Below are 24,454 nucleotides of genomic sequence, written 5' to 3' on the forward strand. Positions count from 1 at the left end.
GGCGGCGCGCGGGGAACGTTTGCCACGATTTCGTCGCGCCCGGGGTTTCGTGCCAGAGTGCGCGCGACGCATGAAAGACACGACGACCGCCGGCAGGATCCCGACGTGGCTCTCGCGGCGCTCGCCTGCGGCGGCGCGGCTCCTCACGGCCGGCCTGCTCGGGCTGGCGACGCCGGGCTGCCTCGTCCGGCAGGGGCTATACGACGAGGCGCGCGCGGAGATCCGGAGAGAGCGCGAGGCGGGTGACAAGGCGCGGGCCGAGGCCCAGAGCGCCCGCGCCGAGGCCGCGCAGCGGTCCGCGCAAATCGCCGCCATCGAGGAGGAGCTGGCGCGCCTCTCGGACGACCTCCGGGCGCGCGATCTCAGGCTGTCCGAGGCGACGACGGCCGAGGCGGGGCTCGCGCGGCGGCTCGACGAGCTCGCCGCCATGAACGAGGAGCTGTCGGCGCGGCTCCGGAGCGCCGGGCAGAGCGTGGGGCAGCTCGCCGGCGAGCGGGGCAGCCTGTCGGCGGAGCTCGCGGAGACGCGGGCCAAGCTCGACGATCTGCGCCGGAAGCAGGCGGCGGCGGAGGCGCGGGCGGCCGGGATCCGCGACGCCGTGGACCGGCTGAAGGGCGCGGCCCTCGCGGGGAAGGTCCGTGTCGGGCTCCGCGCCGGGCAGCTCGTGATCGAGGTGCCGAGCGACGCGCTGTTCGCGGCGGGGAAGGCCGAGATCCAGCGCGAGGGGCGCGCGGTGCTGGCCGAGATCGCCGCGGTGCTCCGGACGATGCCGGAGCACAGGTTCCAGGTCGCCGGGCACACCGACGACGGCGGCGACGCGAAGAGCAAGAAGGCGAAGGGCGCGCGCTTCCCGTCGAGCTGGGAGCTCTCGTCGGCCCGCGCGGTGGCGGTGGTCCAGGCGCTGATCGCGGAGGGCATGGCGCCCGGGAGCCTGTCCGCAGCTGGATACGGGGAGTTCGCGCCAGCGGCGACGAACGTCACGGCGGAGGGGCGGGCGAAGAACCGGCGGATCGAGATCGGCCTGGTGATGGACCAGGAAGCGTTGGAGAAGGAGAGAGCAGGCGGCCCGAGCGTGGCGGCGCCAAAGCCCTGACGGCTCGCCTCCAGCGCCTCCGGGCGCCGCCCGCGTCACGTCATCGATCGCCCGTCGGCTCCCCGGCCGCCTCCCCTCGCCGCAGCGCGCATGCCGCGAGGATGCACAGCGCCGGCGTCACGACCATGTGATACCGGTCCTCGCCGAAGAACACGGCGTGCGTCAGCGCCACCGACGCGACCGCGAACGCGAGGTAGCCGACGACGCCCCCGTTCGCGGGTCGGCCCGGCAGCGGCAGCGCGGCGATCAGCGGGATCGCCACCGCGAGCGGCCAGAACGCGTGCCCGTCGCCGAGCACCCCCCACGCGACCAGCCCGAGCACCGCCGCGAGCGCGAGGAGCTGCGCGACGAGCTCCCGCCGCGGCCTCCGCCGCGGCATCGCCACGACCCCGAGCGCCGCGGCGGACAGCAGGCCGAGGTGCGACGCCGTGAGCACCCGGCGCCCCGCCGCGCGCCGCTCCTCGGGCCACGCCGCAGGGTTCGCCTCGCCGAGATAGCCGATCGGGAACGACTCGTGATCGAAGGTGAAGCCCAGCTTCCTCGGGATCAGGGCCAGCCAGCGACCTGGATCATCCTTGATCCACTGAAGCCCCGCGGCCATCCAGCAGCGGTCCTGCGCCACCTGGCCGCGCGCGATCGGGCAGCCGTCTCCCGCGCGCAGCGTCTCGAAGCGGCCCGTCGCGCGCGGGAACGCGCCGATGGCGAGGTTCCAGCCGCCGTTCGTCGAGACGAGCGCGCAGCCGTCCATCACGCGGCAGTTGCGGATCGTCCACGGCGCCACCACGGCGAGGGCCGTGGCGGCCGCGAGCGCCGCCGCGAGCGCGCCGCGTTTCCACGCGGCCGCCCCTCCAGACGCCGTGGCCGCCGCTCCTCCGGACGCCACCCCCTGCGGGGCACGCATGGCCAGCAGCGCGAGCGCCGGCGCGCAGAGCAGGCTCTGGGGCCGCACCAGCGCCGAGAGCCCGAGCGCCACGCCCGCGAGGACCGCGCCGCGGGCCGGGCGGCCGCGCGCGGCGTCGCGCGCGAGCAGCCAGGGCGCCGTCACCAGGCCGAGCGCCGCGAGCGGCTCCGTCATGAGGAGGGCCGCATAGACGATGAGCCCCGGCGAGAGCGCCGCGAGGAGCGCCGCCACGCGGGCGCGCCCCGGCGTTGTCGCGTACCGGGCGAGGCGGTGGACCACGACGACGAGCAGCGCGCCGGTCACCGCGTTCGCGACGGTCGCCGCGTGCGGCCCGGCGCCGAACAGCCGGTAGACGAGGGCGAGGAACCCGCTGTAGCCGACCGGATAATGGCACCACGGGTGCCAGACCGCCTGGCCCCCGACGATGAGATCGTCCGAGTAGCCGAGCCCGGCGGCGATGCGGCGCGCGCCGAAATCATAGTAATGGCCGTCCCACACGGGCTCGCGCGCCCACGCGATCGCCACGTAGAGCCGCGGCAGCAGCGCGAGCGCGAACGCGAGCGCCGAGAACGCGAGATCCCCGCCGGCGCGTTCTGACGTGCCGCACGTGCCGCCCGTGCCGCCCGTGCCGCGCCCGCCTCCGATCCGCGCCGCCCCGTCGCTTCCGCGCGACGCCTCAGCCATGCGGCTTGGCGCGCGAGCCGGCGGAGATCTCGCGCAAGCGACGCATGTAGGTCTTCGCCACCTGCGCCGGATCGAGCCGCAGGTACTTGGCAATTTCCTGAACGAATCCCTGTACGTAGACGGTCGCGGGCAGGTCGCCTATCGCCTCGTTCTCGATCGCCTGGAGGTGCGCCAGCGAGATCTTGGTCCGCTGCGAGATGTCGGTGAGCTCGACCCCCTGCGACTCGCGCACCTTGCGGAGCAGCGCGCCGCTGAACTGCGTCTCGGCGTTGATCTCGCGCGCGAGCTCGGCCTGGAGCATGGCGAGCTCGGCCACGGCGGCGGCGTTCTCGGCGCGCACCGGGCCGAGCTGCGTGCGCGGATCGTCGGGGTAGGTCGAGAGATCGTACGCGCGGCGGCGCACCGGATCGAGGAGGGTGTCGTGCGCCTCCTCGATGCGCGCCTGCTCCTTCTGGAGCACCGCGGGGCTCAGCACGCTGACCACGGGCAGGCTCCCCTCCCGGTAGGTGTCGCGCTGGCGCTTGTAGGCGCGCCGGATCTCGTCGTCGGCGGCCGTCCGCGCGAGGCCGAGCGCCTCGTAGAGCGTCGGCGGCGCGGCGCTCTTCGAGGCGGCGGCGAGGGCGCGGGCGTGCGCCTCGGCCGGGCGGGAGTCGCGCGCGGCGAGCAGCGCGAGGATGCGCCGGGCCACGCGCTCGAGGTTGCGCGCGCTCTTCGACGTCGGGCTGTCGATGAGGAGCGGCTGGCGCCGGCGCGCGGTCAGCCACACGGCGTCGTCGTGCTCGATGTGGCCGAGGTAGTCGAGGGAGATGCCGAGGAAGCGCTCCGAGACGGCGCTCATCGCGGGGCCGAGCTCCAGGTCCGAGCGGTGCCGGGTCTGGCTGACCACGAGGTGCGGCTTCACCCGCGGCAGCTGCGCGGCCGCGAGCGACGCGACCCCCTCGTCGAACCGCTTCACCTCCATGATGAAGTCGCGCGGCGTCGCGAGCGCCGGCAGCGACGCGGCCACCTTCTCCACGAGCCGGATCTTGAAGCGCTCCTTCATGAGCGCCCGGCGCAGGGTGCGCTGGTAGAGCGCGCGGCAGAAGCGGTAGGAGTGCTCGACCGCGAGCGGCTCGGGCGTGGTGGCGCAGATGCCGACGTCGGCGTGCAGGAAGAGGTCGAGCGTCGAGGAGCCGGTCGCCGCGCCGAGGCTGACGATCACGTAGTCGACGTCGAGCTCCTGGATCATCTTCATCCAGTAGGCGGCGCGGCTTGGCCGGTGCGGCGTGGCCGTCATCGGGTCGTACGCGGTCGGGACGAGCCGGAGCCCGGGCACCGTGGTCGCGATCGGCTCGGCCTTGCCCTCCTCGATGTCCTCGCGCGTGACGAGCGGCGGCGCCTCGATCCCCAGCGCGGCGTGCAGACCCGGGCTGTAAGCGTCGGTGTCGATGATGATCACGTCGCGCCCGAGCTGCGCGAAGTACACCCCCAGGTTGACCGCGAGCGTCGCCTTGCCGACGCCCCCGCGGCCGCCCCCCACGGCGATCACGCGGCGGGATCGCGAGCTGGAGAACGAGGTGATCTCGCCCGGCAGGGGGAGATCGTCGTCCGCCGAGCCGGGCGGGAGGGTCGAATAGCGCGGCGGAGGGTAGGACTCACCGGAGCTGGACAAGGTTCCTCTTCGTGCGGTGCGCGAGGTGGGCGGCGGCGAGCGGATGCGAGCGGCTCGCGGCGCGAGTCCCTCCTAGCACGCGCCGCGCGCGGCCATGAGCGTCGCCGTCGCCGGGGCTCCGCGCCGGCGCGCGAGCCACCGGAAGCGGAGCGGAAACCCTGGTAGATCGGCGCGAAGAAGGGGGATCAGCTATCCAGCGCCGCGGCGGCCCGCAGGGCTCCCGAGGCGCGGAGGCGGGCTTCGAGCTCAGCGGCGACGGCCGGCGCTCGCCACACTGCCTGAAAGAAGTCGTCGCAGTTGTGGGCGGCGTACCAGCCGGCCATGTGAGACCAGGCGTGCTCCTTCGGGGTCGCCGGAGGCGGGTCGCGGCGGGACGCGAGCCACGCACCGACGGCCGTGGCGCGATCGGGGTAGGCGGCGCGCAGCGCAGCGCAGACGAGGCGTTCCAGGGTCTGCTGCGGCGGCAGCTCCGGGGTCGGGGGATCGCTCGCAGACCAGAGGACCAACGAGACGAGCGTCGCTCCGCCGTCGAGGCACAGGTCACCGTCCGGGGTGCGCGACCAGCCTGGGTCCTCCTGCGCGACGATGCGCTCGACCGCGTCCCTGAGCGCCGCTTCGCGCAGCGGTGCGCCATTCGTCTCCGCCGCGTCGGTGTCGACGTCGAGGTTGACGGCGAGCCGCCGGAGGCCGTTCGTCGTCCGCTCGCGGAGCCGGGTCTTCGTGACAGCGAGCACTTGGCTGTCGCCGTGGCATGGACGGACGCGCAGAAAACGACCGGAAGGCGTGCGATAGGCGAAATCCCCACGGGTCACAGGCTTGCCGAATGGATCCCGGGCGATGTCGTAGGTCCCGTTCTCGCGGCGCGGGCGCGCGTCCGTCCAACCGAGGCGCTCCATGAGCCAGCCGGCCCAGAACGCTCGGTCGTGGTAGCCCTCGCAAAGGACGACCGACTCGACGGGGGCGCTCATCGCAGGTCGTCTCCGATCGCCTCGCGCGAGAGGCGCACCTCGCTCCCTTCGAGCCGGCTATGCCTCAACTCGCCGCCGGCGAGCTTGAGCCGATAGAGCGAGAGCAGGCCGAGCTCGTCGTCCTTCAGCGCACTCAACAAGGCGTCGAGCAGCTCGAGGCTGTGCGTGGAGAGGATGATCTGGAGCCCGCGCCGGACCCCCTCCACGATGCCCTGCGCGCTGGCCCAGATTGCAGCGGGGTGCTGGTGGGCCTCGGGCTCCTCAAGGAGCACGGTCCCGCCCGGGCGCGAGGCGAGCTCGAGGCTGAGCCGGACGAGCGCCTGGACGCCATCGCCCGCGAGCGCGACCGGCACGCTCGAATCGGCGAAGGTGAGGTGGAGCCTCGGGTCGTTATGCTCCGTCAGGATCTCGATGGCCTCGAGCCCGGGGACGATCGCCGCGACGAGATCACGAACGGCCTGCCTGCGGCCGCGCTCCACGATGCGTGAGTAGAGCTCGGACAGGAGGTGCCCGAAGCGGGGGTCGACCATCCAGACATCAAGAGGCGAGTCCGCGTCCCGAGCCTCCGTGGAGGCGTAGGTGTTATCAGATGCGACAACGGCGAGACCGTAGGCCCTGTCCCATCCGTCGGGGCTCTCCGGGAAAGAGTTCGCCACACGGAAAGGTGAGTCCGGCGACAGGGCGATGCTGTTCACCTCGACGGCGCTGAAGGGGCCGCTCGCGCCCTGATCAAGGAGCTGCCGACGCAGGTCCTCGAATTGGAGTTGGTCCGACCATTGGACGGCGCGCCAGTACGTTCTTCCTTGCGCGGTGCGCACTTCGATCGCGCCGCTGTCCTCCTGAGCGCCTCGCCAGAGCAGCCACCGCGCGCCATGCCGCAGGCCAGCCCTGCGCCGCACGACGTACCCCGCGCTTGCGCCAGGTTTCTGACCGGCTCCGATGAGCAGTGCATCCAGGATCGTGCTCTTCCCCGAGCTGTTCGGCCCGACCAGCACGACGAGCGGCGTCATCCCTTCGAGCGCGCCCGTATGGATGCCGCGCAGGTTCTTGATCCGCACCGAGGTGATCACGCCCAAGTCTTACGCTCGCCGGGGAGCGGCTGACAGAAAAGACCGCGCCCGCGTTCCCACGACGTTGTGCCTCGCCGGGACCGTGCAAGCGCCGCCGCGCCGGCGCGCGCGCCTGCCCGCCCCGCCGCAGCAGCTCCCGCCGCGCGAGCCGCCTCGACGCGCCCAGGCCGCTGGGCTAGTCGCTCCGCGTGGCTACCGTCCGACCTTTCCGCGCTTACCGACCCCCCCAGGCCCAGGCGGCTCGCGTCGCGAGCCCGCCGTACGACGTCATCTCGACCGCCGAGGCGCGCGTCCTCGCGGCGGGAGGCCTGCACAGCTTCCTCCGCGTCTCCCGCCCCGAGATCGACCTGCCCGAGGGGACGGACGAGCACGACGACGCCGTCTACGCCCGCGGCGCGCAGAACCTCGCCGATCTCATCGCGAGCGGCGACCTCGCGCAGGACCCGGATCCGCACCTCTACCTCTACGCCCAGAGGATGGGTGATCACCGGCAGATCGGCGTCGTCGGCTGCGCCTCGGTCGCCGAGTACGAGCAGGACGTCATCAAGAAGCACGAGAAGACCCGCCCCGACAAGGAGGACGACCGCACCCGCCACATCGAGGAGCTCGGCGCCCACGACGAGCCGGTGTTCCTCACGTACCGGGCCGACGCGGGCATCGACCGCGCCGTCGCGGAGGCCTTGCAGTCGCCGCCCATCTACGATTTCACGACCGCCGACGGCGTCGAGCACAAGCTCTGGGTCCTCGGCCGCGCGGCGACCGCCGATATCGAGGAGCGCTTCCAGGCGATCCCGACGCTCTACGTCGCCGATGGCCACCACCGCAGCGCCGCGGCCGCGCGCGTCCACAGGAAGCTGCGCGGCGACGGCGGCGAGCACGACGTCTTCCTGGCCGTGGTCTTCCCGCACGACCAGATGAACATCATGCCGTACAACCGCGTCGTGCGGGACCTCGCCGGCCGCAGCGCGGAGGCGCTGCTCGCGGCCCTCGGCGAGCGGCTCGACGTCGCGCCGGCGACGGACGGCGCGGCCGCCGCCCCGGCCGAGCCGCGGACCTTCGGGCTCTACCTTGGCGGCCGCTGGTACACCGCCAGGGTCCGCCCGGGGTCGTTCGACGCGAAGGACCCGGTGGCCTCGCTCGACTGCTCCATCTGCCAGGACCAGATCCTCGGCCCGATCTTCGGCGTCAGCGACCCTCGCCGCGACAAGCACGTCGATTTCGTCGGCGGCATCCGCGGCGTCGCCGAGCTCGAGCGACGCGTCGACTCGGGCGCGTTCACGATGGCGATCCACCTCCATCCCACGCAGATCGACGAGCTCTTCGCGGTGAGCGACGCAGGGCTGCTCATGCCGCCGAAGAGCACGTGGTTCGAGCCGAAGCTCCGCAGCGGGCTCTTCATTCATACGTTCTGACGAGCGCGCCGCGCCGGGGGTAGACTGCGCCCCATGGCGGACATCAAGCGTGTATCTCCCCAGCAGGCCAAGAAGCTCATCGACGAGGAGGGGTATCTCTACCTCGACGTCCGGAGCGAGCCCGAATATGCGGCCGGGCACCCGAGCGGCGCGCACAACGTGCCGCTCATGCACGCCGGCGCCGGCGGCATGAAGCAGAACCCCGACTTCCTCGATGTGGTCCGCGCCCTCTATCCCACGGACGCGAAGATCATCGTGGGCTGCAAGTCCGGACAGCGCTCGATGCGCGCGGCCGAGGCCATGGTGTCGGCCGGCTACACGGCCGTCATCGAGCAACGCGCCGGCTTCGACGGGCCGCGCGACGCGTTCGGCGCGCTCACCGAGGCGGGGTGGGGGCCGGCCGGACTGCCCGTCGAGACGGCCACGTCAGGCGGCTCCTACGCCGAGCTCCGCAAGCGCGCTGGCAGGTAATACGTCCGGCGCGCACGGCTCGCGGCGCGACGCCGAGCGTGTCGTCGCGGCGTCGATCGCGTTGCCGGAGGCCGCTCGCTCCGCTAGGAATCCGCGTGCTCCACGGTGCGCGCGTCGCAGTGGTCATCCCCGCGCGGGACGAGGCGCGATGGATCTCCGAGGCGGCGGCGTCGGTCCCCGCCTTTGTCGACCACGTGATCGTCGTGGACGATGCCAGTCGAGACGGCACGGCCGAGATGGCGCGCGCGCTCGGGGACGAGCGCCTCGAGGTGCTCGTCCACCCGGAGTGCCGCGGCGTCGGCGCGGCGATCGTCGCCGGCTACCGGCGCGCTCGCGCGCTCGGCGCCTCGGCCGTCGCGGTCATGGCCGGCGACGGGCAGATGGATCCGCGCGATCTCCCGCGCGTCGTCGCCCCGATCGCCTCGGGCGAAGCCGATTACGTGAAGGGCGATCGGCTGCGCCACCCCGACGTGTGGCGCGTCATGCCTCTCCAGCGGCTCGCCGCGACGGCGGCGCTCGCCGAGCTCACCCGCCGTGCGGCGGGGCTCGACGCCCTCTCCGACAGCCAGTGCGGGTACACCGCCATCTCGGCCCGCGCGATCGACGCGCTCGACCTCGATGGCCTCTGGCCCCGCTACGGTTATCCGAACGACTTGCTCGCCGCCCTCGCGGCTCGCCGGCTCCGCGTCTGCGAGGTCAGCGTGCGTCCCGTCTACCGCGGTGAGGCGAGCGGCCTGCGCGCGCGCCACGTGCTCACCATCCTTTTCCTGATCGCCAGGAACGCCATAAGGCAGTCCCTGAGCTGATCAGGAAAATCGCAGAACGCCCGCGCGCGGACGGAACGTGTGAGTCGGAGTCGATCGAATCGACACGAGCCGCTGCGCAAAACGGTCGACAACTCGCTCATTGGTTTTCATAGCAAAGCTGCCTGACGACCTGACTCATCAACTTGGCGCGGAGGGGCTCCAGAGGCGCGAACCCCGCAGCCATGCTTCAACAAGGGGGGTGACGGACGTGGCCATCAGCCGAGCCGCCTGGGCTAGAATCTGGAATCCGGGGAGGTCGCGGACTCTGTCGTTCACGCCTCGGGTCGTGGCCTATGCGTTCGGCATCGAGCTGCCGTACAGCCTGCTTGTCCCGGTCGCTCACCTGCGCCTCCTCGGCGTCGTGGACTCGGCGGTCCAGGCGCGGCTGCTCGGGCTGATCGGGCTCATGTACCTCGTCAAGACGGGAGGGCTGATCGCGCTGCTCGTCCACATGCTGCGCCCGATCGAGCGCCTGCGGCAGTACTCCGTGGCCCATCGCCTCCAGAGCGGCGCGGGCGTCGAGGACACGAGCAGCGGCGGCGCGGCGCCCCCGGAGGAGGTCGTCCTCGCCGCGGCGAACGCCGCCTACGACACCCCGCTCGCGTTCGCGACGGTCTGGGCCGTGTCGTGGGGGCTCCTGTACCTGCCGGTCACGATGGCGCTCTACTTCATCGCGCCGGACCAGAGCCCCCTCGGCGTCCAGCGCGGCGTCGCGCTGGCCCTGTTCGCGCTGGCCCTGTTCGCGGCCGCGCTGCCGCTCGCCTACAGCATCCTCGGCCGCCTGCTCGCCCCCGCCGCCGGCGTGATCTCGCTCATCGCGCGCGAGCGCGGCCTCTCCATGCCCGGCAAGGGCTACTCGCTCGCCGTCCGCCTCGTGATCCTCGGCGCCTGCCTCGCCATCGCGCCGACGAGCTGGATGGCGGCGATGGTGCTCGGCGAGACGGCGGGGCCGGCCAAGCCCGGCCTGAAGCTCACCCTGGCGATCTTCTCGATGGTCGCGGTCACCTGGGCGCCCGTCTGCGCGGGCTTCCTCGCCGGCGCCCTCGCGGGCCCGCTCCAGCAGGTCGCCGCGGTCATCCAGAAGATCGTCCAGCGCGGCGAGGTCGACCGGCTGGAGCGGATCCCGGTCTACTTCAAGGACGAGATCGGCGCGCTGGCGGGCGGCGTCAACGCGATGGTCGATCGCCTGGAGGAGTCGTCCCGGCGCACGCGGAGCTACCTGGCGGAGCGCGAGCGCCTGCTGCAGGACGCGGCGCAGCGCGCGGCGCAGCTCGGGGCCGTGCTGGACAACCTCGTCGAGGGGGTGTTCGCGTGCGACCGCCAGGGCCGGCTGACGATGATCAACGCCTCGGGGCTGAGGCTGCTCGGCCTCTCGGGGCGCTCGGAGCAGGCCGGCCGGATGGTCGAGGAGGTGATGGACCTCGGCCGGATGCGCCACAGCGACGGCCGCGCCTTCACGCGCGACGAGCTGCCCATGGTGCGGGCGCTCGCCGGCGAGACCATCGTGCAGGAAGAGCAGGTGCTCGCGGAGGGCCGCGCGGGCCGCGACGTCTTCCTGCGGACCAGCGCGGCGCCGATTCGCAGCGAGGGCGGGGCGGTCCTCGGCGCGGTCGCGGTCGCCCGCGACGTGACGGAGCTCATGGAGCTCGATCTCGTCAAGGATCAGTTCATCCGGGTCGGCGCGCACGAGCTCAAGACGCCGGTCGCGATCATGAAGGGATACGCGCTCGCGCTCCTGCGCAACTCGAACGATCTGCCGGCGCCGCGCCGCAAGATGCTGGAGGCCATCGACCGCGGCGCGGACAGGATCAACCGCATCGTCGACGATCTCCTGGCCATCTCGCAGGTCACGCTCGACGTGCTCCAGGTCTCCGAGGAGGACGTCGATCTGAAGGAGCTCGTGCAGGAGTCGGTCGATCGCGTCGCGAAGTCGGCGAGCCGCCACCGGGTGCGGCTGTCGCTCGACGCCGAGCGGCCGCCCGTCGTGCGCGCCGATCCGGAGCGGCTGCGCCAGGTGCTCGCGAGCCTCCTCGACAACGCGGTGAAGTACTCGCCCGACGGCGGCGACGTCGACGTGCGCGTCGCCGTCGCCGAGCGCGCGCCGGCGTCGTCGCCGCCGTCCTCCTGCGACGCCGCGCTCTTCTCGCAGCGGCACGGCGCGGCGCCGCGCTTCGAGGCGGTCGTGTCCGTGCGCGACCAGGGCGTCGGCATCCCCGCCCACAGGCAGGAGCGCATCTTCGAGCGCTTCTTCCGCGCGCACACGGACACCCGACACGACTACGGAGGCATGGGGATAGGGCTGTTCCTGGCAAAGGACATGATCACCCGTCACGGCGGCCGTATCTGGTTCGAGAGCGAGGAGGACAGCGGCAGCACGTTTTATTTCACCCTTCCACTCAGCAGCGAGGCCCCCGCGGCCGATCGACGATGAGCGACAGACACGCAAAGACGGTGCTCCTCGTGGAGGACGACGCGGATCTCGTGGCGCTCGTCTCCCTCGTGCTCCAGGAGGACGGCTACCGGGTCAAGATCGCGTGCAACGGTCGCGAGGCGCTGGCCAAGCTGGAGCACGACCTGCCGGATCTCATCCTGCTCGACATGAAGATGCCGGTGATGAACGGCCCGGAGTTCGCGCGCGAGCTCGAGGTCCGGCACGGGCGTCAGGCGCCCATCGTCGTGCTCACCGCGGCGGCGGACGCTCACCGGCGGGCGGCCGAGGTCGGCGCGGACGCGTGGCTCGGCAAGCCGTTCGATCCGGACGCGCTCCTCTCGACGGTGAGGCGTTACACGGGGTGAGCGCGGAGGAGCTGCCGCCGCTCGGCGAGGTCGCGCCGCACCTCGGCCCAGTACCGCGCGGGGAACCGGCGGTGATCGAAGCCGGTCGCGCGGAACACCCGTGTGATGCGGGCATAACGGCGCAGGCTCCACTCCCTCATGATCTGGAGCGAGGGGTGGAGGCCGCGCGCCTCGATGAACGGCGCCGCCCGCGCGTAGAGGGCTGGCATGACCTCATCGAGCCAGTACCGCATCAGGGCCTGGTATCCGGGCGTGTCGACGCACCGTCCGGAGATCACCTGAGCGCGCGTGACCCCGTGGCGCGCGAGCTCCTCCTCGGGCAGGTAGCAGATGCCGCGATCGGCGTCCTCCTGCATGTCCCTCAGGTTGTTGAAGAACTGATCGAGCCGGCCGAACTCCCCGGCAGCGTCCCAGTGCTCCTTCGTCAGGAACGGAACCAGCTGAAAGATATGGCCTGACAGCCGCACGAGCATCGTGTCGTGCTCCTTCAGGGTGCGGATGAGCAGGCTGGGAGCGTGGTAGTCGGCGAGGGCGAGCAAGTAGGCGTCCCAGGCGGCGAGCGAGCGCGGTTGCATCTCGTCCAGGTCGGGACGATCGAGCGCGGGGCGGCGGAGCCACAGCGCGTGGATGGCGGAGAGCTCGCGCGCGAAGGGGCAGCACGGATCGACGAAGCCGCAGGAACGGACGCGCCTCCACGCCACCATGAAGCGGCTGAATCGCCGCGCGTGCGGCTCGAGGCGCTCGTTCTCGGCGAGGCGATCGACGATCCGGATCCAGCGGATGCGATCGAGCCACGCCCGCTTCACGTCGGGCGCGAGGCCGAGCACCCACGCGGCGTTGTCCTCGTCTTTCAGCGCGTCGTCCGACAGGGCGCGATAGTGCGATGAGCCGACGATCGCCGAGATCGGCTGGTAGGGAGTCCGCTCCGATGCCGGTGCGGCAGCGGGCAGGTAGGGCGAGGAGATGTGTTGAGTAGGTTTCACGATGTCGAGTGCCGCACGTTGAACGTGCCTGTCGCCGGTGTCGCCCTGGCTTCGCGCGGTCACTGGCGATGATGGACGTAGCTCACCCTGTTTGCTTGGGGGCGCCTGCGCCGGTGATGGATGGTGGCTCTCTACCGTGTAGAACTTTCCGATCCTCCGAGAGATGCGCGGTGACGCCTGTTCGCCTTCCTTTATGAGGCCTTATCGTCCCCCAGTCGACGCGGAAATTCGTCGTCCAGGGCACGGGCGCCGGAGATAATGCATGGATTCCCTGTGTGTTTTGCCGGTGTGTTGGGAACATGCCGTCAATGATCGTCGGTGTATACCCTGGGTCGGTACATTGTCCAACGGATAACGTCAGTGATGGCCTGACGTCTCGGCCCTCTCTCGCTCCGTCTCGGCGGTAGATCGCGTGTTCTAGGCACATGGATTATTCCGGAGTTCCTGGTGGATGGCCTCTACGCCCTACGTGAGGGCGGGTGAGCGCCGGGGGCGAGCCTCTCTCTCTGCTGCTCGGTCTGCCTCGGTGAGCGGCGCGACGGGAACGCTCCGATTCGCGATCGGACGCGATGCTAGACGCGCTCGTGAGAGGGGGGATTCAGCGGTTGTCATCGCGCCGTGCGTGCTGCGGTGAAGGGCCCCGATCTGTGATCGTGACCACGGTCCAAAACGGTCATCCGCGCTCGGCGCGCCCGAGCGGCGTCCGCTCCAGACAGAGGAGATCGAGCCGCGTCCCCGCGCATTCATCGTGTTCAGACCTGCAATCGAGAATCTCAGGTTCGAAAGATGTCAGGAGCATCCTTAAGGTCAACTCCATGAATCGAGCAAGGTCGGGCCCTGGCCCGTGTCCTGCTAAACCTGCTAAAGCGGAAGGGCAGAGCGCCCGTGACGGCTTTCCCCCCGCCGTCGAATGGGCGCTCTTTTTTTGTGCTCTTCGTCCGGGACGCGAGGTCCTAGCGCTCGCGCAGCCGGGCCACCCGGTCGCGCCAGTGCTGGAGATCGAGCGCGGAGAAGACCGCTGCGGCGCGCGCGATCTGGCGCTCGCGCTCCGGATCGCGGCGCGGAAGGTGCCGCGCGAGCTCGAAGCGGGCGCGCGCCTCCTCGACGGGCAGGCCGCGCTGCAGGGCGTCGTCGATCGCCGCGGCCCAGAGCCGCCTCGCGCGCGCGTGGCCGCCGGCGAGCCACGCGGCGAGGCCGCGCAGGCGGAGCGAGGTCGAGCGGCCGAGGGGGAAGATGCGCGCGTACCGGCCGAGCGCGCGGCACGCCTCCGCAGAGAGGCGTGAGAGCTCGCGCCGCTCCGCCGGGCCAGGCGCGTCCTCGAGCAGCGCGAGCAGCACCTCGCACGCCGCCGCATAGCCGTACAGGCAGTGGTAGCCCGCCGGCTGTCCCTCGCGGAGCATGGGGAGCGTCCGCTCGGCGGCCGCGCGGGCCTCGCCCTGCGCGCCGCGGAGCAGGTGCCCCAGCGCGACCTGGCCGTGCGTGATCTGCTGCGTGCGGTCGCCGAGCCGCTGCACCTCGGCCGACAGCGCGTCGAAGATGGCGATCGCGCCCTCGCCGTCGCCGAGCAGCAGCCGGCACTGCGCGCGGCCGCTCTCCGCCCAGATGTGGCCCTGCGCGTTGTCGCTCTCGCGCGACGCGATCACGAGCGCGCCGTACAGGTCGAGCGCCTCCCTCCAGCGGCCCTCGGAGTACGCCGCGCCGGCGAGCAGCGTGATGCACTCCTCCTTGCGGCGGCGGTCGTGCAGCGCCTCGGCCAGCCGCTCGGCCTGGGTGAGCAGCGCCCGCGCGTCGCGGCACCGGCCCTCGCCGAGCGCCGTCAGCCCGCGCAGGCACGAGACGAACGCGACGCCTTGCGGGTCGTCCAGCGCCGCGGCGACCGCCGTCGCGCGCGCGGCGTAGGCGTCGACGACGGCCTTCCACGGGACGTACCCGAACGCGACGCTCAGGGTCGCGTACCCGCGCGCGAGCGCGAGCGACGGGCCGAGCCGCGCCGCGGCGTTGGTCGCCGCCAGCGCGGCCAGGAAGGCGAGCGTCGGCTCGTTGCGGAACAGGTAGGTCTCCGACAGCTTCTCCGCCGCGAGCGACGCCTCGGCGAGGCGCGCGCGCTCGGCCGCGTCGCGCGCGACCGGGGCCGGCAGGCCAGCGACGTGCGCGAGCTGCAGGCCGAGCTGCTTCAGCGAGGCCATCGCCGGGCGCAGCCGCTCCCCGAGGCCCGCGCGGCCGCTCGCCGCGCGCTCTCCCGCGCGGAGCCACGCGGCCTCGTCCCGGGAGAGCAGCTCCAGCGCCGCCGCGCAGTGCCGCTCCGCGCCGAGCAGATCGCCGAGGTTGTAGTGGGCCTGGCCGAGCCGCCGCTCCCAGCGCGCGCGCCGGATCGGCGGCGCGCGCTCCTCCGGCGGGTGCGCGCCGTCGAGGTCGAGCGCCCTCTTGTAGAAATCCACCGCGTCGCCGGAGGCGCCCGTCGCGAGGGCCTGGGCGCCCGCCTTGTCGAGGTACTCCAGCGTCTTCTGGACGGCGCCCGCGATTCCATAGTGGTGGGCGAGGAGCGGGTACGACAGCGCGAGGCCCGGCGCGTCGCGGTGGCGCTGCTCGATCGCGCGCGCGGCGGCGGCGTGCAGGGCCCGCCGCTCCGACTCGGGGATGCCCGCGTAGACGATCTCCCGCAGCTTGTCGTGCACGAAGCCGAGCCGCCCCGGCTCCGTCTCCTCGAGCACGTGGCGGCGGGCGAGCTCCGCGAGCGCGTCCATGGCGTCGACCTCGGCGAGGCCCGCGGCGCCGAGCAGCAGGCGCTCCTCGAGCTCGCGGCCCAGCACCGAGGCGAGCCGCGCGAGCGCGAGCGCCTCGCGGCTCAGCCCCGACAGCCGGCGCGCCACGAGCTCGCGCAGCGAGCCCGGCAGCGGCAGCGGCGCGGGCGGCTGGCTCCCGCGCGCGGCGCGGGCGAGCCGCTCTGCAGCGGCGCCCTCGGCGCCCGCGCGGATGCGCCACGCGTAGGCCTCGTCCCGGTAGATCACCCGCTCCTGGATCGCGGCCCGGAGGTACTCGGCGATGAAGAACGGGTTCCCCTCCGACTGCTCGAAGAGGTACTGCACGAACGCCTCCGGCGGCTCGTCCAGGGCGAGCATGTCGCGCACCATCCGCCCGACCGAGCCGCGGTCGAGCCGCCCGAGCTCGAGCCGCGAGGCCCAGGGGGCGCCGAGGAGCGAGGAGAGCGCGGGCGACGTCTCCTCGGTCCGGTACGCGCACAGGAGGACGACGGGATGGGCCGCGAAGTAGTCGGCGTCGAGGTGCTCGAGGACGGCGCGCGAGTTCTCGTCGGCCCACTGGAGGTCGTCGAGCACGAGCAGGACGGGCCGCGCCGCGGCGAACGCGGCGAGCGTGTCGGCGAGCGCGGTCCGCAGCCGGTAGCGGGCCGCGTCCGGCGGCAGCTCGGGCGGCTCGGGGTAGCGGTCGTGGCCGCGGAGCTGGGCGAGCGACGGCTCGTGCGGCGCGAGGACCCTGCCGCGCGGGCCGAGCAGCGCGTCGTAGCCCGCGGGGCCGAGCTCGTTGCACCGGTCGGCCACCGCGAGCAGGAGCGGCCGGAACGGGTGCAGCGGCGCGGCCTTGACCGCGCCCTCGCGCTCGACCTCGGCGGACACGGCCGCGCACGCGCCCGTGACCACGGCCATGCGGTTGAGCGCCGCCTGGTGCGCCGCCTCGACGGCGAGGCGCGTCTTGCCCACGCCGCTCTCGCCGCCGACGACGACGAGGCTGCCCTGGCGCCGCTCGTGGGCGCGCTCGAGCGCCGCGGTGATCTGCTGCAGCGCCTCCTCGCGCCCGGCGAGGCGCGGCCGGTACAGGTACGGCTGCGCGTTCGGCACGCGCACGCGCGCGCGCGCCGCGCCGCTCCAGTCGTGCGGCGGGGTGTCGGCCGCGCCGAGCTCGGCGAGGGCGGTCGCGACCTCGTCGGCGTAGCCGAGCCGGTCCTCGGGGCGCTTCTTCAGGAGCCGCGCGATGAGGGCGTCGAGCGCGGGAGGCACGTCGGCGACGAGCTCGGAGGCCGGGAGCGGCTCGGCGTAGAGGTGCATGGACAGCACGACGGAGCTCGAGTCGCCGAGGAACGGGACGCCCCCGGTCACGGCCTCGTAGATCATGCAGCCGAGCGCGTAGAGGTCCGCGCGCGCGTCGACGAGGTCGCCGCGGATCTGCTCGGGGGACATGTAGTCGGGGCTGCCCATCAGCCTGCCGCCCGCCTGGAGCACGTCGCGCCCTGTGTGGCCCTCGAACTGGAAAGCGAGGCCGAAGTCGAAGAGCACCGGCGTGCCGTCCGGGCGGATGAACACGTTGTCCGGCTTGAGATCGCGGTGGACGAGGCCCCGGCCGTGGACGTACGCGAGCGGCCGGCAGATCGCGCGGAGGAGCGTCAGCGCCTGGCGGAGCGCGCCGCCCGCCGCGCGGTGGAACGGGCGCGGCGCGAAGGGCTGGCACGAGCGCGGGATGATCGACGCGGGCGCGATCTCCGCCGTCGCGGTGCTGGCCTGCGCGTTCATGGCCGTGGAGACGCTCACGGTCGGCTCGCTGCTCACGCTCCCGCGGGCGCGCCAGCGCTCCTGGTTGTGATCGCGGAGCGTGCGCCCCTCGATCAGCTCCATCGCGTACCACGGGATCCCGCCCTGGACCCCCTCGTCGAGCACCCGCACGACGCCCGGGTGCTCGACGCCGCGGAGCGCGTGGATCTCGCGGCGGATGCTGGAGACGAGGCTCTCGTCGCCCACGCAGACGGTCTTCAGCGCCGCGAGCGCGCCCGTGACGCTGTGCTGAGCGCGGTAGACGACCCCCATCCCGCCGCGGCCGAGCGGCGCGAGCACCCGCCACGGCCCGATGGACACCGGGACATCCGGAGGCGGCCTGGCCTGTTGCGAGCTCGGCGTCGTGATCATCGAGGGACCGACGCAGCCTTGGCCCGGGCCTGGATTCGCCCCAGGTGGTAGGTCAAAAGCGGTTTCCCGACATCCACGCTGGAGCTGAGTACATCCACCCGACGGCGCGCGATGATGTCACGGCGCGGCCGACCGTACAACAGGTCTGTGTGGAGGCCAGCTCATCGCACGAACGCCGGGCGGCGGGGCTGCCGCACCGACAGGCGACTACACATGAGGCGGCGGAGCATGGCTATCGAGGCTCGCGCCGGGGCGGAGGCGCGGCGCGTCTCGACTCGCCGTTGCGCCGCCGGCGCGCCGCGCCGTCGTGGCGCAGCGCGGCCGCGCTGCGCGTGCACGGAGGGAGCGCCGGCGCGCGGGCCCTCTGGACGCTGGCGCCGCGCGAGACACGGTGAACCCGGGACTCCGCGGAGGCGCGCTCTGCCGCCGTGGTCGTCGCCGCATGTCGAGACGCGATGTCGAGGCGAGCCCCGCCGCGCGGCGCTCGGGCGGGGACGTCTCGGTCTCTCGCGGCGAGCGGACCGCCGGGGATCGCCTGCTTTCCCCGCTTGGTGGATTCGACATCTCCGATGTCGTTGTCCGGTTTCATCGAGCTTCGACCGCGCCGTGCGATCCCATCGTGCACAGCTGAGCTCGCGGTACACGGTTTGCTCCCGGTGCGCTCACGGCCCGCGCTGGCGGCCGCACTTAGAAAGGGAACCAACGAATGAAGCATTCGACTCATCTCGGGGCCTTGTTGACCGTCCTGTTCCTCGCTGCGTGCGGCGGCGAAGGTGCAGATTCCGCCCCGACGGACAGCGCCGTGAGCTCCAAGCAGCTCAGGGATCTGACGGCCGATGACGTCCAATCCGCCTGCGATTCGCTCGCGGCGAGGGTGAAGCTCTCCAAGGAAGATGCCTGTGAGTACCTGGGCCTCGTCGCGTCTCCCGCCGTCGGGCAGCCGTGCGGCACGGTGAAGGACGAGTGCCTCTCCACGGCCGACGAGGCGGCCGCGGAGCAGGACGACCACGCAGCGGATTGCATGCCTCCGACCGAGCACCGCGCCGGCTGCTCCGCCACGGTGGCCGAGTACGAGGTCTGCTTGCTCGCCCAGACGCAGCGGGTCCGGGAGCTCACGTGCGACTCGGCGCTGAGCTCGCTCGAGACGGCTCCTCCGGAGTGTGATGCGGTGGCGCGCAAGTGCCCGCAGATCCTGGACATGGGCGGAGATCAGGGCGCCGAGAGCCCCTGAACACGGCGCCGGGGCGCGGGCGGCCACCGATCATGGGCGATCGATCACCGATCATCGCGCTCGACGTGGACGCACGGCTCGCTGAACGAATCGCCGGTAGGCACGACACGGCCGCTTGGCGGCCGTGAGTGCCATTGTCCTACCTCTGTTTCCCTGGATCTTTTGATTCCTACCGATATTCGTGCTCGTCCGCGCCTTCCAGGGCATCTCGGCGTATGATGGGCTCCGCAGCCGGCGCGCCCGGGGAGGTTCAACCCTCGGCGTCTCGGCTCAAGCGAAGTCGCGGCTCCCGCCGAGGGTTCGCTGGCACAGAGGAGGATTTCATGAAGATCACCAAGGTTTCCGGAGTGCTCGCCCTGCTGCTGATCGCCGCCGCGGCTGCTTGCGGCAAGAGCGAGCAGCCGGCCGAGGCGAACGCGACGGTCGAGGTGACCGCCACCGCCACCGCCGAGTCGGCGATCGGCGAAGGCGCTTACGTCGAGGAGCACGAGAGCGGCAAGGCCGCCTTCAATGTCGCTGCCGACGGGAACGTCAAGGCCGCGGTCACGGGTCCGGACGGCAAGCCGATCCGCGAGGACGTCAGCGGCACGCTGGTGTGGAAGGACGCTTCCGGGGAGAAGACCGTGCCGCTCACGCTCGACGCGAAGACCGGCCTCCTGGTCGCCGCCGGCCCCAAGCTGGAGGCGGATCTCACCGAGATCGGCTACACGCTCAGCGTCGCTGGCAAGCCGTGGAACGGGACGCTGCACGTGCCCGCCGGCGGCACCGCCGAGCTCTTCGCCAACGCCAAGGCGTCGGCGGAGCTCGGGCTGCCGGAGGGCAAGCTCGGCCCGCACGGCGGGCGCATCGAGATCGTGGGCGACGACCGCCTCGAGCTCCTGGTCGACGAGGTGACCGGCGAGGTCCGCGTCTATGTGCTCGACGCCGACCTGAAGCCCATCGACCTTGGCGAGCGCAAGATCACGCTCGGCGTGGTGGCCGAGGCGCCGCAGGTGGTCGTCCTCGCTCCGGCGGTCGCGACCGCGGACGTGGCCGCGACCGCGGCGGCGGGGGTGGCCGCGGGGGCGTACCTGACCGGCAAGCTCGCGCTCGCCGCCGATCCGCTGAAGCTGACCATCGCGGTGCGGAACGCGGGCCGCTCGGCGGTGGCCCTGTGCGGCTACCGTGCCGGGGCGGCGTTCGCCGTCCACGCGCGCGCCCCGCGGGTGAAGGTGCGCGTGAAGACCGACTGGGACGTGCACGCCCGCGCGCTCGCGCACGCCGACCTGAAGGCGAAGGCCGACATCGACCCGAAGGTCCATGTCCATGCGGGCGCCGGCGCGGCTGCCAAGGCCAACGCGAAGGCCAACGTCCATGTCAAGGCGCCGAGCATCCGCGTGACGCCGCCCAGCGTGAACGTGCAGATCAAGGCGCCGAAGATCTCGATCCCCAAGCCGAGCTTCAAGGCGTCGGCGTCGGCCCGCGCGAGCGCGGGCGCCAAGATCGGGGCGCATTGATGCGACGCGCGGCGGTGACGGGCGCGCCTGTCACCGCCGCGATCCCGGCGACGCAGCGTTCTCCGCGGCGCGACGGGGGCGAGGGGTGGGCCAGGGCGGGCCGTGCTAGGTTTCCGCATGTCCAGCCACACCTCTCCGCCGCTCCGTCTCGCGGATCTGTCCCCCGAGACGATAGCGAAGCTCAAGCGCTTCCGGTACGACCGCATCATCGAGAAGCACGAGGGGCCGGACTCGTGGGAATGGCACCTCCGTGATCCGAGCGAGCGGCCCTCGTGGCTCCCGGAGCCCGCGTCTCCGGACCTCGAGGACGATTACAAGCCCGATCCGGCAGAGTTCCTGCAGATCGCGGGACATGACGTGCTCTTGCCGGTGGGCCGGTCGCACCACCCCAACATCACCATCGTCCGCACGATCATCGGAGACGACGGCAAGAGCCTGATCGCCTTCCTGAAGGACACGACCTACGTCGACGACCCTCGGCTCGAGTTCTTCTCCGCCGGATTCCTCGCCGTGTGCGACCGCGTGCCGGGCGAGCGGTTCTATGTGGCGCACGTGTACCACGAGTGGTTCATGATGGCGCCGAACGGTTGACGGCGACTGCGCCTTGTCCACCCTGTCGAGCCTGGGCCGTGACGTGGGCCCCGTTGAACAGAGTGGCAATCTCGCTATCGTGGATTCACGACGCTGCGGTGGCTCCAGACATGCGTCTCACCCGGGGAGCGCGCGATAATCGATCTTCCCCGTCGAGGTCCGCGGCAGCTCGTCCATCGCGACGATCGTGTCCGGGACCATGTACGGGGGCAGCCGCTCCGCAAGATACAGCCTGAGCGAGCGATCGTCCGCGTCGCCTGCGAGGGCGGCGAAGCCGCGCAGCGTCTTGCCGAGGCGCGCATCCTCCACCGCGATCACCGCGGCCTGGCGCACGGCGGGGTGTGACGCGAGCGCGGCCTCGACCTCGCCCGGCTCGACCCGGTAACCCCGGATCTTCACCATCCGGTCGATGCGGCCCCGGAAGTAGAAGAGCCCGTCGGCCTTGCGCTCCACCCGGTCGCGGGTCCGGTACGGGCCGCCGTCGACGGTCGTCGGCCCCGAGACCACGAGCTCGCCCGTCCCGGGGCCGTCGACGACGCGGCCGTCCCCGTCCTCCGCGAGCAGCGCGCAGTCGGCGTAGGGGCACGCGACGCCGATCGGGACCTCGCTCGCCCCGTCGAGCGCCGCGCGATCGACCTGGTGGAACGTGCAGACGTTCGTCTCGGTCGGGCCATAGAGGTTGTAGAGCGCCGCGCCGGGCGCCCGCGCCGCCAGGGCCACGAGCTCGCGCGGCGGGAAGACCTCGCCGGCGAACAGGATCGCGCGCACGGGCGAGAGCGCGAAAGCCGGCGCCGGCGCGCCCGCGTCCGCCGCGGGGAGCGCCGCGACGAGCTTCATGAACATCGACGGCACGCCGTAGATGACCGTCGGCGCGAGCGCGCTCACCGCGTCGCGGAGCGCGCGGCCCGAGGCGAGGTCGCGCCGCGCCATCGTGGCGAGCGTCGCGCCCGCGCGGAACGTCGCGAGGTGGTCGAACCAGGCGAGATCGAAGACGAGCTCGGCCACGCGGAGGACCCGATCCGCCGGCGTGAGCCCGACGAGGTCGATGCAGAAGGCCGTGAACGCGTCGAGCCCCGCCCATGTGATGGGGACCGGCTTCGGCTCGCCCGTGCTGCCCGAGGTGTGCAGGATGCACGCGACGTCCGCCGCGACCGCGACCGCGCCGCCGTCGCCGCTCGCCCCGCCGCCGCCGCCCGCGTCGGCGCGCGCCGACGCGCGCAGCGCGCGCCCCTCGGCGTCGAGCTCCACGCGCGGCAGGCCGCCGCCGAGCTCGGCGTCGATGCCGTCCGCGAGGCCCGCGGCCGTGACGTCGAGCACGAGCGCCCGGCACCCCCGGGCCCGCGCGATCCGCCCGAGCCGCGCCGGCGGCGCGGTCGCGTCGAGCGGGACCGCCACGGCGCCGGCCGTGAGCACCCCGGCGAGCGCCACCGGCTCGTCGTGCGCCCGGCCCAGCGAGAGCAGCGCCACCCGGTCGCCCGGGCGCACGCCCGTCCCGGCGAGCGCCGCGCCCACGGCCGCCGCGCGCGCCGCGAGCTCGGCGTAGGTCACCGCGGCGCCGCGCGACGCGAGCGCGACGGCGGCGCCGCGCGCGGCCAGGTCCTCGGCGCGCAGGCGGAACGTGCCGGCCACGCGCTCCCCGCTAGCCCTGCGCGGCCGCGATGCGGCCGGCGACGAAGCGCGCCATGCTGTCCACGGTCGACACCGCGTCGAGGTCGACCTCCTCGTCCGGGATCTTCACGCCGAAGCGCTGCTCGATGAACACGAGCACCCGCGTCAGCGACATCGAGTCGAAGCCGGACCCGCCGGCGAACAGATCCTCGTCCAGGGCGAGCGGCGCCTTGCGCAGCAGGATCTCCTTCGCGATATGGTCGTGCAGCGCGCGCCGCACCGTGTCGAGATCGTAGGTCACCGCGATCGTCCCTTTCCAGCCGGAGCCCGGGCGCTCAGCCGATGGCCGGCGTCGCCTTGCGGGCAAGATAGTCGATGAGGTCGATCTTGGACACGACGCCGAGCACCGTCTCCTTGTCGACGACGAGCGCGATCTTCGCGTCGCTCAGGACGCCCTTCAGGAGCTCGACCTTCGTCGCGGGCGTCACGGTCGCATAGTCGCTCTCGACGAGCCCGCCGATGCTCGAGTCGAGCGTTCCGCTCCCCGTAACGAGGTGCCGGAGCAGGTCGATCTCGTGGACCATCCCGGCCAGCTTGCCGTCCTGGGTCACCGGGAGCTGGCTTATCCCGTGCGATTTCATCATGTCGATGACCTCGCGGACCCGGGCGTTCGCGTCGGCGGTGACCACCGCCCCGCTGGGCTTGACGGCGAGCAGGTCGCGCACCGTCCCGAGGCCCTTGTCCTCCTCGAGGAAGCCGTTCTCTCGCATCCAGTCGTCATTGAAGATCTTCGAGATGTACTTGGACGCGCCGTCGGGCAAGAGGACGAGGATGTTCTCCTTCTTCCCGCTCTGCCGCGCATACTTGATCGCGCCGGCCACCGCCGCGCCCCCGGAGCCGCCCACGAAGAGGCCCTCGAGCCGCACGAGGTCCCGCGTCATGAGGAAGCACTCCTTGTCGTCGACCCGGATGATCTCGTCGATGATCTTGAGGTTCATCGTGCTCGGGAAGAAATCCTCGCCGATCCCCTCGACCTTGTAGGCAAACGGCTTCGTGATCCGCTGGGTCTTCACGTAATCGTAATAGAGCGAGCCGACCGGGTCGACGCCGACCATCTTGATCTCCGGCTTCCTCTCCTTGAGGAACTTGCCAATGCCGCTCAGGGTGCCCCCTGTCCCCATGCCGGCGACGAAGACGTCGAGCTCGTCGCCGCACTGCGCCCAGATCTCGGGGCCGGTGGACCGGACGTGGGCCTCGGGGTTCGACGGGTTGTGGTACTGGTTCGCGTAGAAGCAGTTCGGCGTCTCGTCGGCGATGCGCTTCGCCACCTGGTAGTAGCTGCGCGGGTCGTCGGGCTCGACGGCGGTGGGACAGACCACGACGCGGGCGCCATAGGCGCGCAGCGTCGCGATCTTCTCCTGCGACATCTTGTCCGGCATGACGAAGACGCACTTGTATCCCCGGATGGCCGCGACCATGGCGAGCGCGGCGCCCGTGTTGCCGCTGGTCGCCTCGACGATCGTCCCGCCGGGCTTGAGCCCGTTCGCCTCGGCGTCGCGGATCATGTTCAGCGCGACCCGATCCTTGTGGCTGCCGCCCGGGTTCAGGTACTCGCACTTCACATAGATGTCGCTCTCGAGCCCCTCCGTGACCCGGTTCAGCTTGACGATCGGCGTGTCACCGACGGCCTTCGTGATATCGCTGCGCGCGCCTCGCATCATGGGGAGACCTCTTAGCCGCCGCGCGTCGAAGCGACAAGGGGAGCACGCGAGAGGCAGGC

18 protein-coding genes are annotated in these 24,454 nt (G+C 72.3%); 9 read left to right on the plus strand and 9 right to left on the minus strand.

Annotation, left to right across the window (positions count from 1 at the left end; genetic code table 11):
• Positions 1–70: 70 nt before the first annotated feature.
• Positions 71–1,093 (plus strand): OmpA family protein, encoded by a 1,023-nt coding sequence (locus WMF11_RS02405; RefSeq protein ID WP_437976279.1) that lies wholly within the window; start codon positions 71–73, stop codon positions 1,091–1,093.
• 40 nt (positions 1,094–1,133) lie between these two features.
• Here WMF11_RS02405 and WMF11_RS02410 read toward each other — a convergent pair whose 3' ends face one another.
• From WMF11_RS02410 to WMF11_RS02425, 4 genes are all read right to left on the minus strand, one after another.
• The gene (locus WMF11_RS02410) at positions 1,134–2,678 is read right to left on the minus strand and encodes an ArnT family glycosyltransferase (protein ID WP_437976280.1); all 1,545 of its coding nucleotides are present in this window, start codon (positions 2,676–2,678) and stop codon (positions 1,134–1,136) included.
• Entirely contained in the window at positions 2,671–4,329 is a 1,659-nt protein-coding gene (locus tag WMF11_RS02415; protein ID WP_437549128.1) for a helix-turn-helix domain-containing protein, read from the minus strand. Before WMF11_RS02415 ends, WMF11_RS02410 begins: the two co-directional genes overlap by 8 nt.
• A gap of 185 nt (positions 4,330–4,514) precedes the next feature.
• Entirely contained in the window at positions 4,515–5,297 is a 783-nt protein-coding gene (locus tag WMF11_RS02420; RefSeq protein WP_437976281.1) for a hypothetical protein, read from the minus strand.
• Complete coding sequence (locus tag WMF11_RS02425; RefSeq protein ID WP_437906809.1) at positions 5,294–6,367, minus strand: AAA family ATPase; 1,074 nt, start codon at positions 6,365–6,367, stop codon at positions 5,294–5,296. The genes WMF11_RS02420 and WMF11_RS02425 overlap by 4 nt, the downstream gene beginning before the upstream one ends.
• 188 nt (positions 6,368–6,555) lie before the next feature.
• On the opposite strand from WMF11_RS02425, the gene WMF11_RS02430 reads away from it, so the two are divergent.
• From WMF11_RS02430 to WMF11_RS02450, 5 genes are all read left to right on the plus strand, one after another.
• Complete coding sequence (locus WMF11_RS02430) at positions 6,556–7,779, plus strand: DUF1015 domain-containing protein (protein ID WP_437976282.1); 1,224 nt, start codon at positions 6,556–6,558, stop codon at positions 7,777–7,779.
• 33 nt (positions 7,780–7,812) lie between these two features.
• Positions 7,813–8,250 (plus strand): rhodanese-like domain-containing protein, encoded by a 438-nt coding sequence (locus tag WMF11_RS02435; protein WP_437976283.1) that lies wholly within the window; start codon positions 7,813–7,815, stop codon positions 8,248–8,250.
• Positions 8,251–8,345: 95 nt separating this feature from the next.
• The gene (locus WMF11_RS02440) at positions 8,346–9,056 is read left to right on the plus strand and encodes a glycosyltransferase family 2 protein (protein ID WP_437906812.1); all 711 of its coding nucleotides are present in this window, start codon (positions 8,346–8,348) and stop codon (positions 9,054–9,056) included.
• A 286-nt stretch (positions 9,057–9,342) separates the two neighbouring features.
• Positions 9,343–11,487 carry a HAMP domain-containing sensor histidine kinase gene (locus tag WMF11_RS02445; RefSeq protein ID WP_437906813.1) on the plus strand — a complete coding sequence of 715 codons (2,145 nt, stop codon included), beginning with the start codon at positions 9,343–9,345 and terminating at the stop codon, positions 11,485–11,487.
• Positions 11,484–11,852 carry a response regulator gene (locus WMF11_RS02450; protein WP_437549138.1) on the plus strand — a complete coding sequence of 123 codons (369 nt, stop codon included), beginning with the start codon at positions 11,484–11,486 and terminating at the stop codon, positions 11,850–11,852. The genes WMF11_RS02445 and WMF11_RS02450 overlap by 4 nt, the downstream gene beginning before the upstream one ends.
• On the opposite strand, the gene WMF11_RS02455 is transcribed toward WMF11_RS02450, so the two are convergent.
• Together WMF11_RS02455 and WMF11_RS02460 are read right to left on the minus strand one after the other, a co-directional pair.
• Positions 11,840–12,835, minus strand: a complete 996-nt coding sequence (locus tag WMF11_RS02455; protein WP_437906814.1) for a squalene/phytoene synthase family protein — start codon at positions 12,833–12,835, stop codon at positions 11,840–11,842. The two genes, WMF11_RS02450 and WMF11_RS02455, sit on opposite strands and share 13 nt — an antisense overlap.
• A 953-nt stretch (positions 12,836–13,788) precedes the next feature.
• On the minus strand, positions 13,789–17,748 hold the full coding sequence (locus tag WMF11_RS02460) for a serine/threonine-protein kinase (protein WP_437976284.1): 3,960 nt from the start codon (positions 17,746–17,748) through the stop codon (positions 13,789–13,791).
• Between the two features lie 706 nt (positions 17,749–18,454).
• On the opposite strand from WMF11_RS02460, the gene WMF11_RS02465 reads away from it, so the two are divergent.
• The 3 genes from WMF11_RS02465 (at position 18,455) to WMF11_RS02475 (ending at position 21,066) form a co-directional block, all read left to right on the plus strand.
• Positions 18,455–18,979, plus strand: coding sequence for a hypothetical protein (locus WMF11_RS02465; RefSeq protein ID WP_437549144.1), 525 nt, complete (start codon positions 18,455–18,457; stop codon positions 18,977–18,979).
• A gap of 323 nt (positions 18,980–19,302) precedes the next feature.
• Positions 19,303–20,475 (plus strand): hypothetical protein, encoded by a 1,173-nt coding sequence (locus tag WMF11_RS02470; protein WP_437906817.1) that lies wholly within the window; start codon positions 19,303–19,305, stop codon positions 20,473–20,475.
• Positions 20,476–20,592: 117 nt separating this feature from the next.
• Positions 20,593–21,066, plus strand: coding sequence for a hypothetical protein (locus tag WMF11_RS02475; protein ID WP_437906818.1), 474 nt, complete (start codon positions 20,593–20,595; stop codon positions 21,064–21,066).
• 117 nt (positions 21,067–21,183) lie between these two features.
• On the opposite strand, the gene WMF11_RS02480 is transcribed toward WMF11_RS02475, so the two are convergent.
• The 3 genes from WMF11_RS02480 to WMF11_RS02490 are packed head-to-tail and all read right to left on the minus strand — an operon-like array spanning position 21,184 to position 24,395.
• Positions 21,184–22,695, minus strand: coding sequence for an AMP-binding protein (locus WMF11_RS02480; RefSeq protein ID WP_437976285.1), 1,512 nt, complete (start codon positions 22,693–22,695; stop codon positions 21,184–21,186).
• 10 nt (positions 22,696–22,705) lie between these two features.
• Positions 22,706–22,975 (minus strand): acyl carrier protein, encoded by a 270-nt coding sequence (locus tag WMF11_RS02485; RefSeq protein WP_012233072.1) that lies wholly within the window; start codon positions 22,973–22,975, stop codon positions 22,706–22,708.
• A 34-nt stretch (positions 22,976–23,009) separates the two neighbouring features.
• Positions 23,010–24,395 (minus strand): cystathionine beta-synthase, encoded by a 1,386-nt coding sequence (locus tag WMF11_RS02490; RefSeq protein WP_437549155.1) that lies wholly within the window; start codon positions 24,393–24,395, stop codon positions 23,010–23,012.
• Positions 24,396–24,454 lie beyond the last annotated feature (59 nt).

It is taken from the genome of Sorangium sp. So ce295, from assembly GCF_051527405.1.
GTDB classification, from domain to species: Bacteria; Myxococcota_A; Polyangia; order Polyangiales; family Polyangiaceae; genus Sorangium; species Sorangium cellulosum_B.

Bases quoted from the DNA above. Each gene is read 5' to 3' on its own strand.
- WMF11_RS02405 (WP_437976279.1), top strand. From the start codon at position 71: ATGAAAGACACGACGACCGCCGGCAGGATCCCGACGTGGCTCTCGCGG.
- WMF11_RS02410 (WP_437976280.1), bottom strand. From the start codon at position 2,678: ATGGCTGAGGCGTCGCGCGGAAGCGACGGGGCGGCGCGGATCGGAGGC.
- WMF11_RS02420 (WP_437976281.1), bottom strand. From the start codon at position 5,297: ATGAGCGCCCCCGTCGAGTCGGTCGTCCTTTGCGAGGGCTACCACGAC.
- WMF11_RS02435 (WP_437976283.1), top strand. From the start codon at position 7,813: ATGGCGGACATCAAGCGTGTATCTCCCCAGCAGGCCAAGAAGCTCATC.
- WMF11_RS02450 (WP_437549138.1), top strand. From the start codon at position 11,484: ATGAGCGACAGACACGCAAAGACGGTGCTCCTCGTGGAGGACGACGCG.
- WMF11_RS02460 (WP_437976284.1), bottom strand. From the start codon at position 17,748: ATGATCACGACGCCGAGCTCGCAACAGGCCAGGCCGCCTCCGGATGTC.
- WMF11_RS02465 (WP_437549144.1), top strand. From the start codon at position 18,455: ATGAAGCATTCGACTCATCTCGGGGCCTTGTTGACCGTCCTGTTCCTC.
- WMF11_RS02470 (WP_437906817.1), top strand. From the start codon at position 19,303: ATGAAGATCACCAAGGTTTCCGGAGTGCTCGCCCTGCTGCTGATCGCC.
- WMF11_RS02475 (WP_437906818.1), top strand. From the start codon at position 20,593: ATGTCCAGCCACACCTCTCCGCCGCTCCGTCTCGCGGATCTGTCCCCC.
- WMF11_RS02490 (WP_437549155.1), bottom strand. From the start codon at position 24,395: ATGATGCGAGGCGCGCGCAGCGATATCACGAAGGCCGTCGGTGACACG.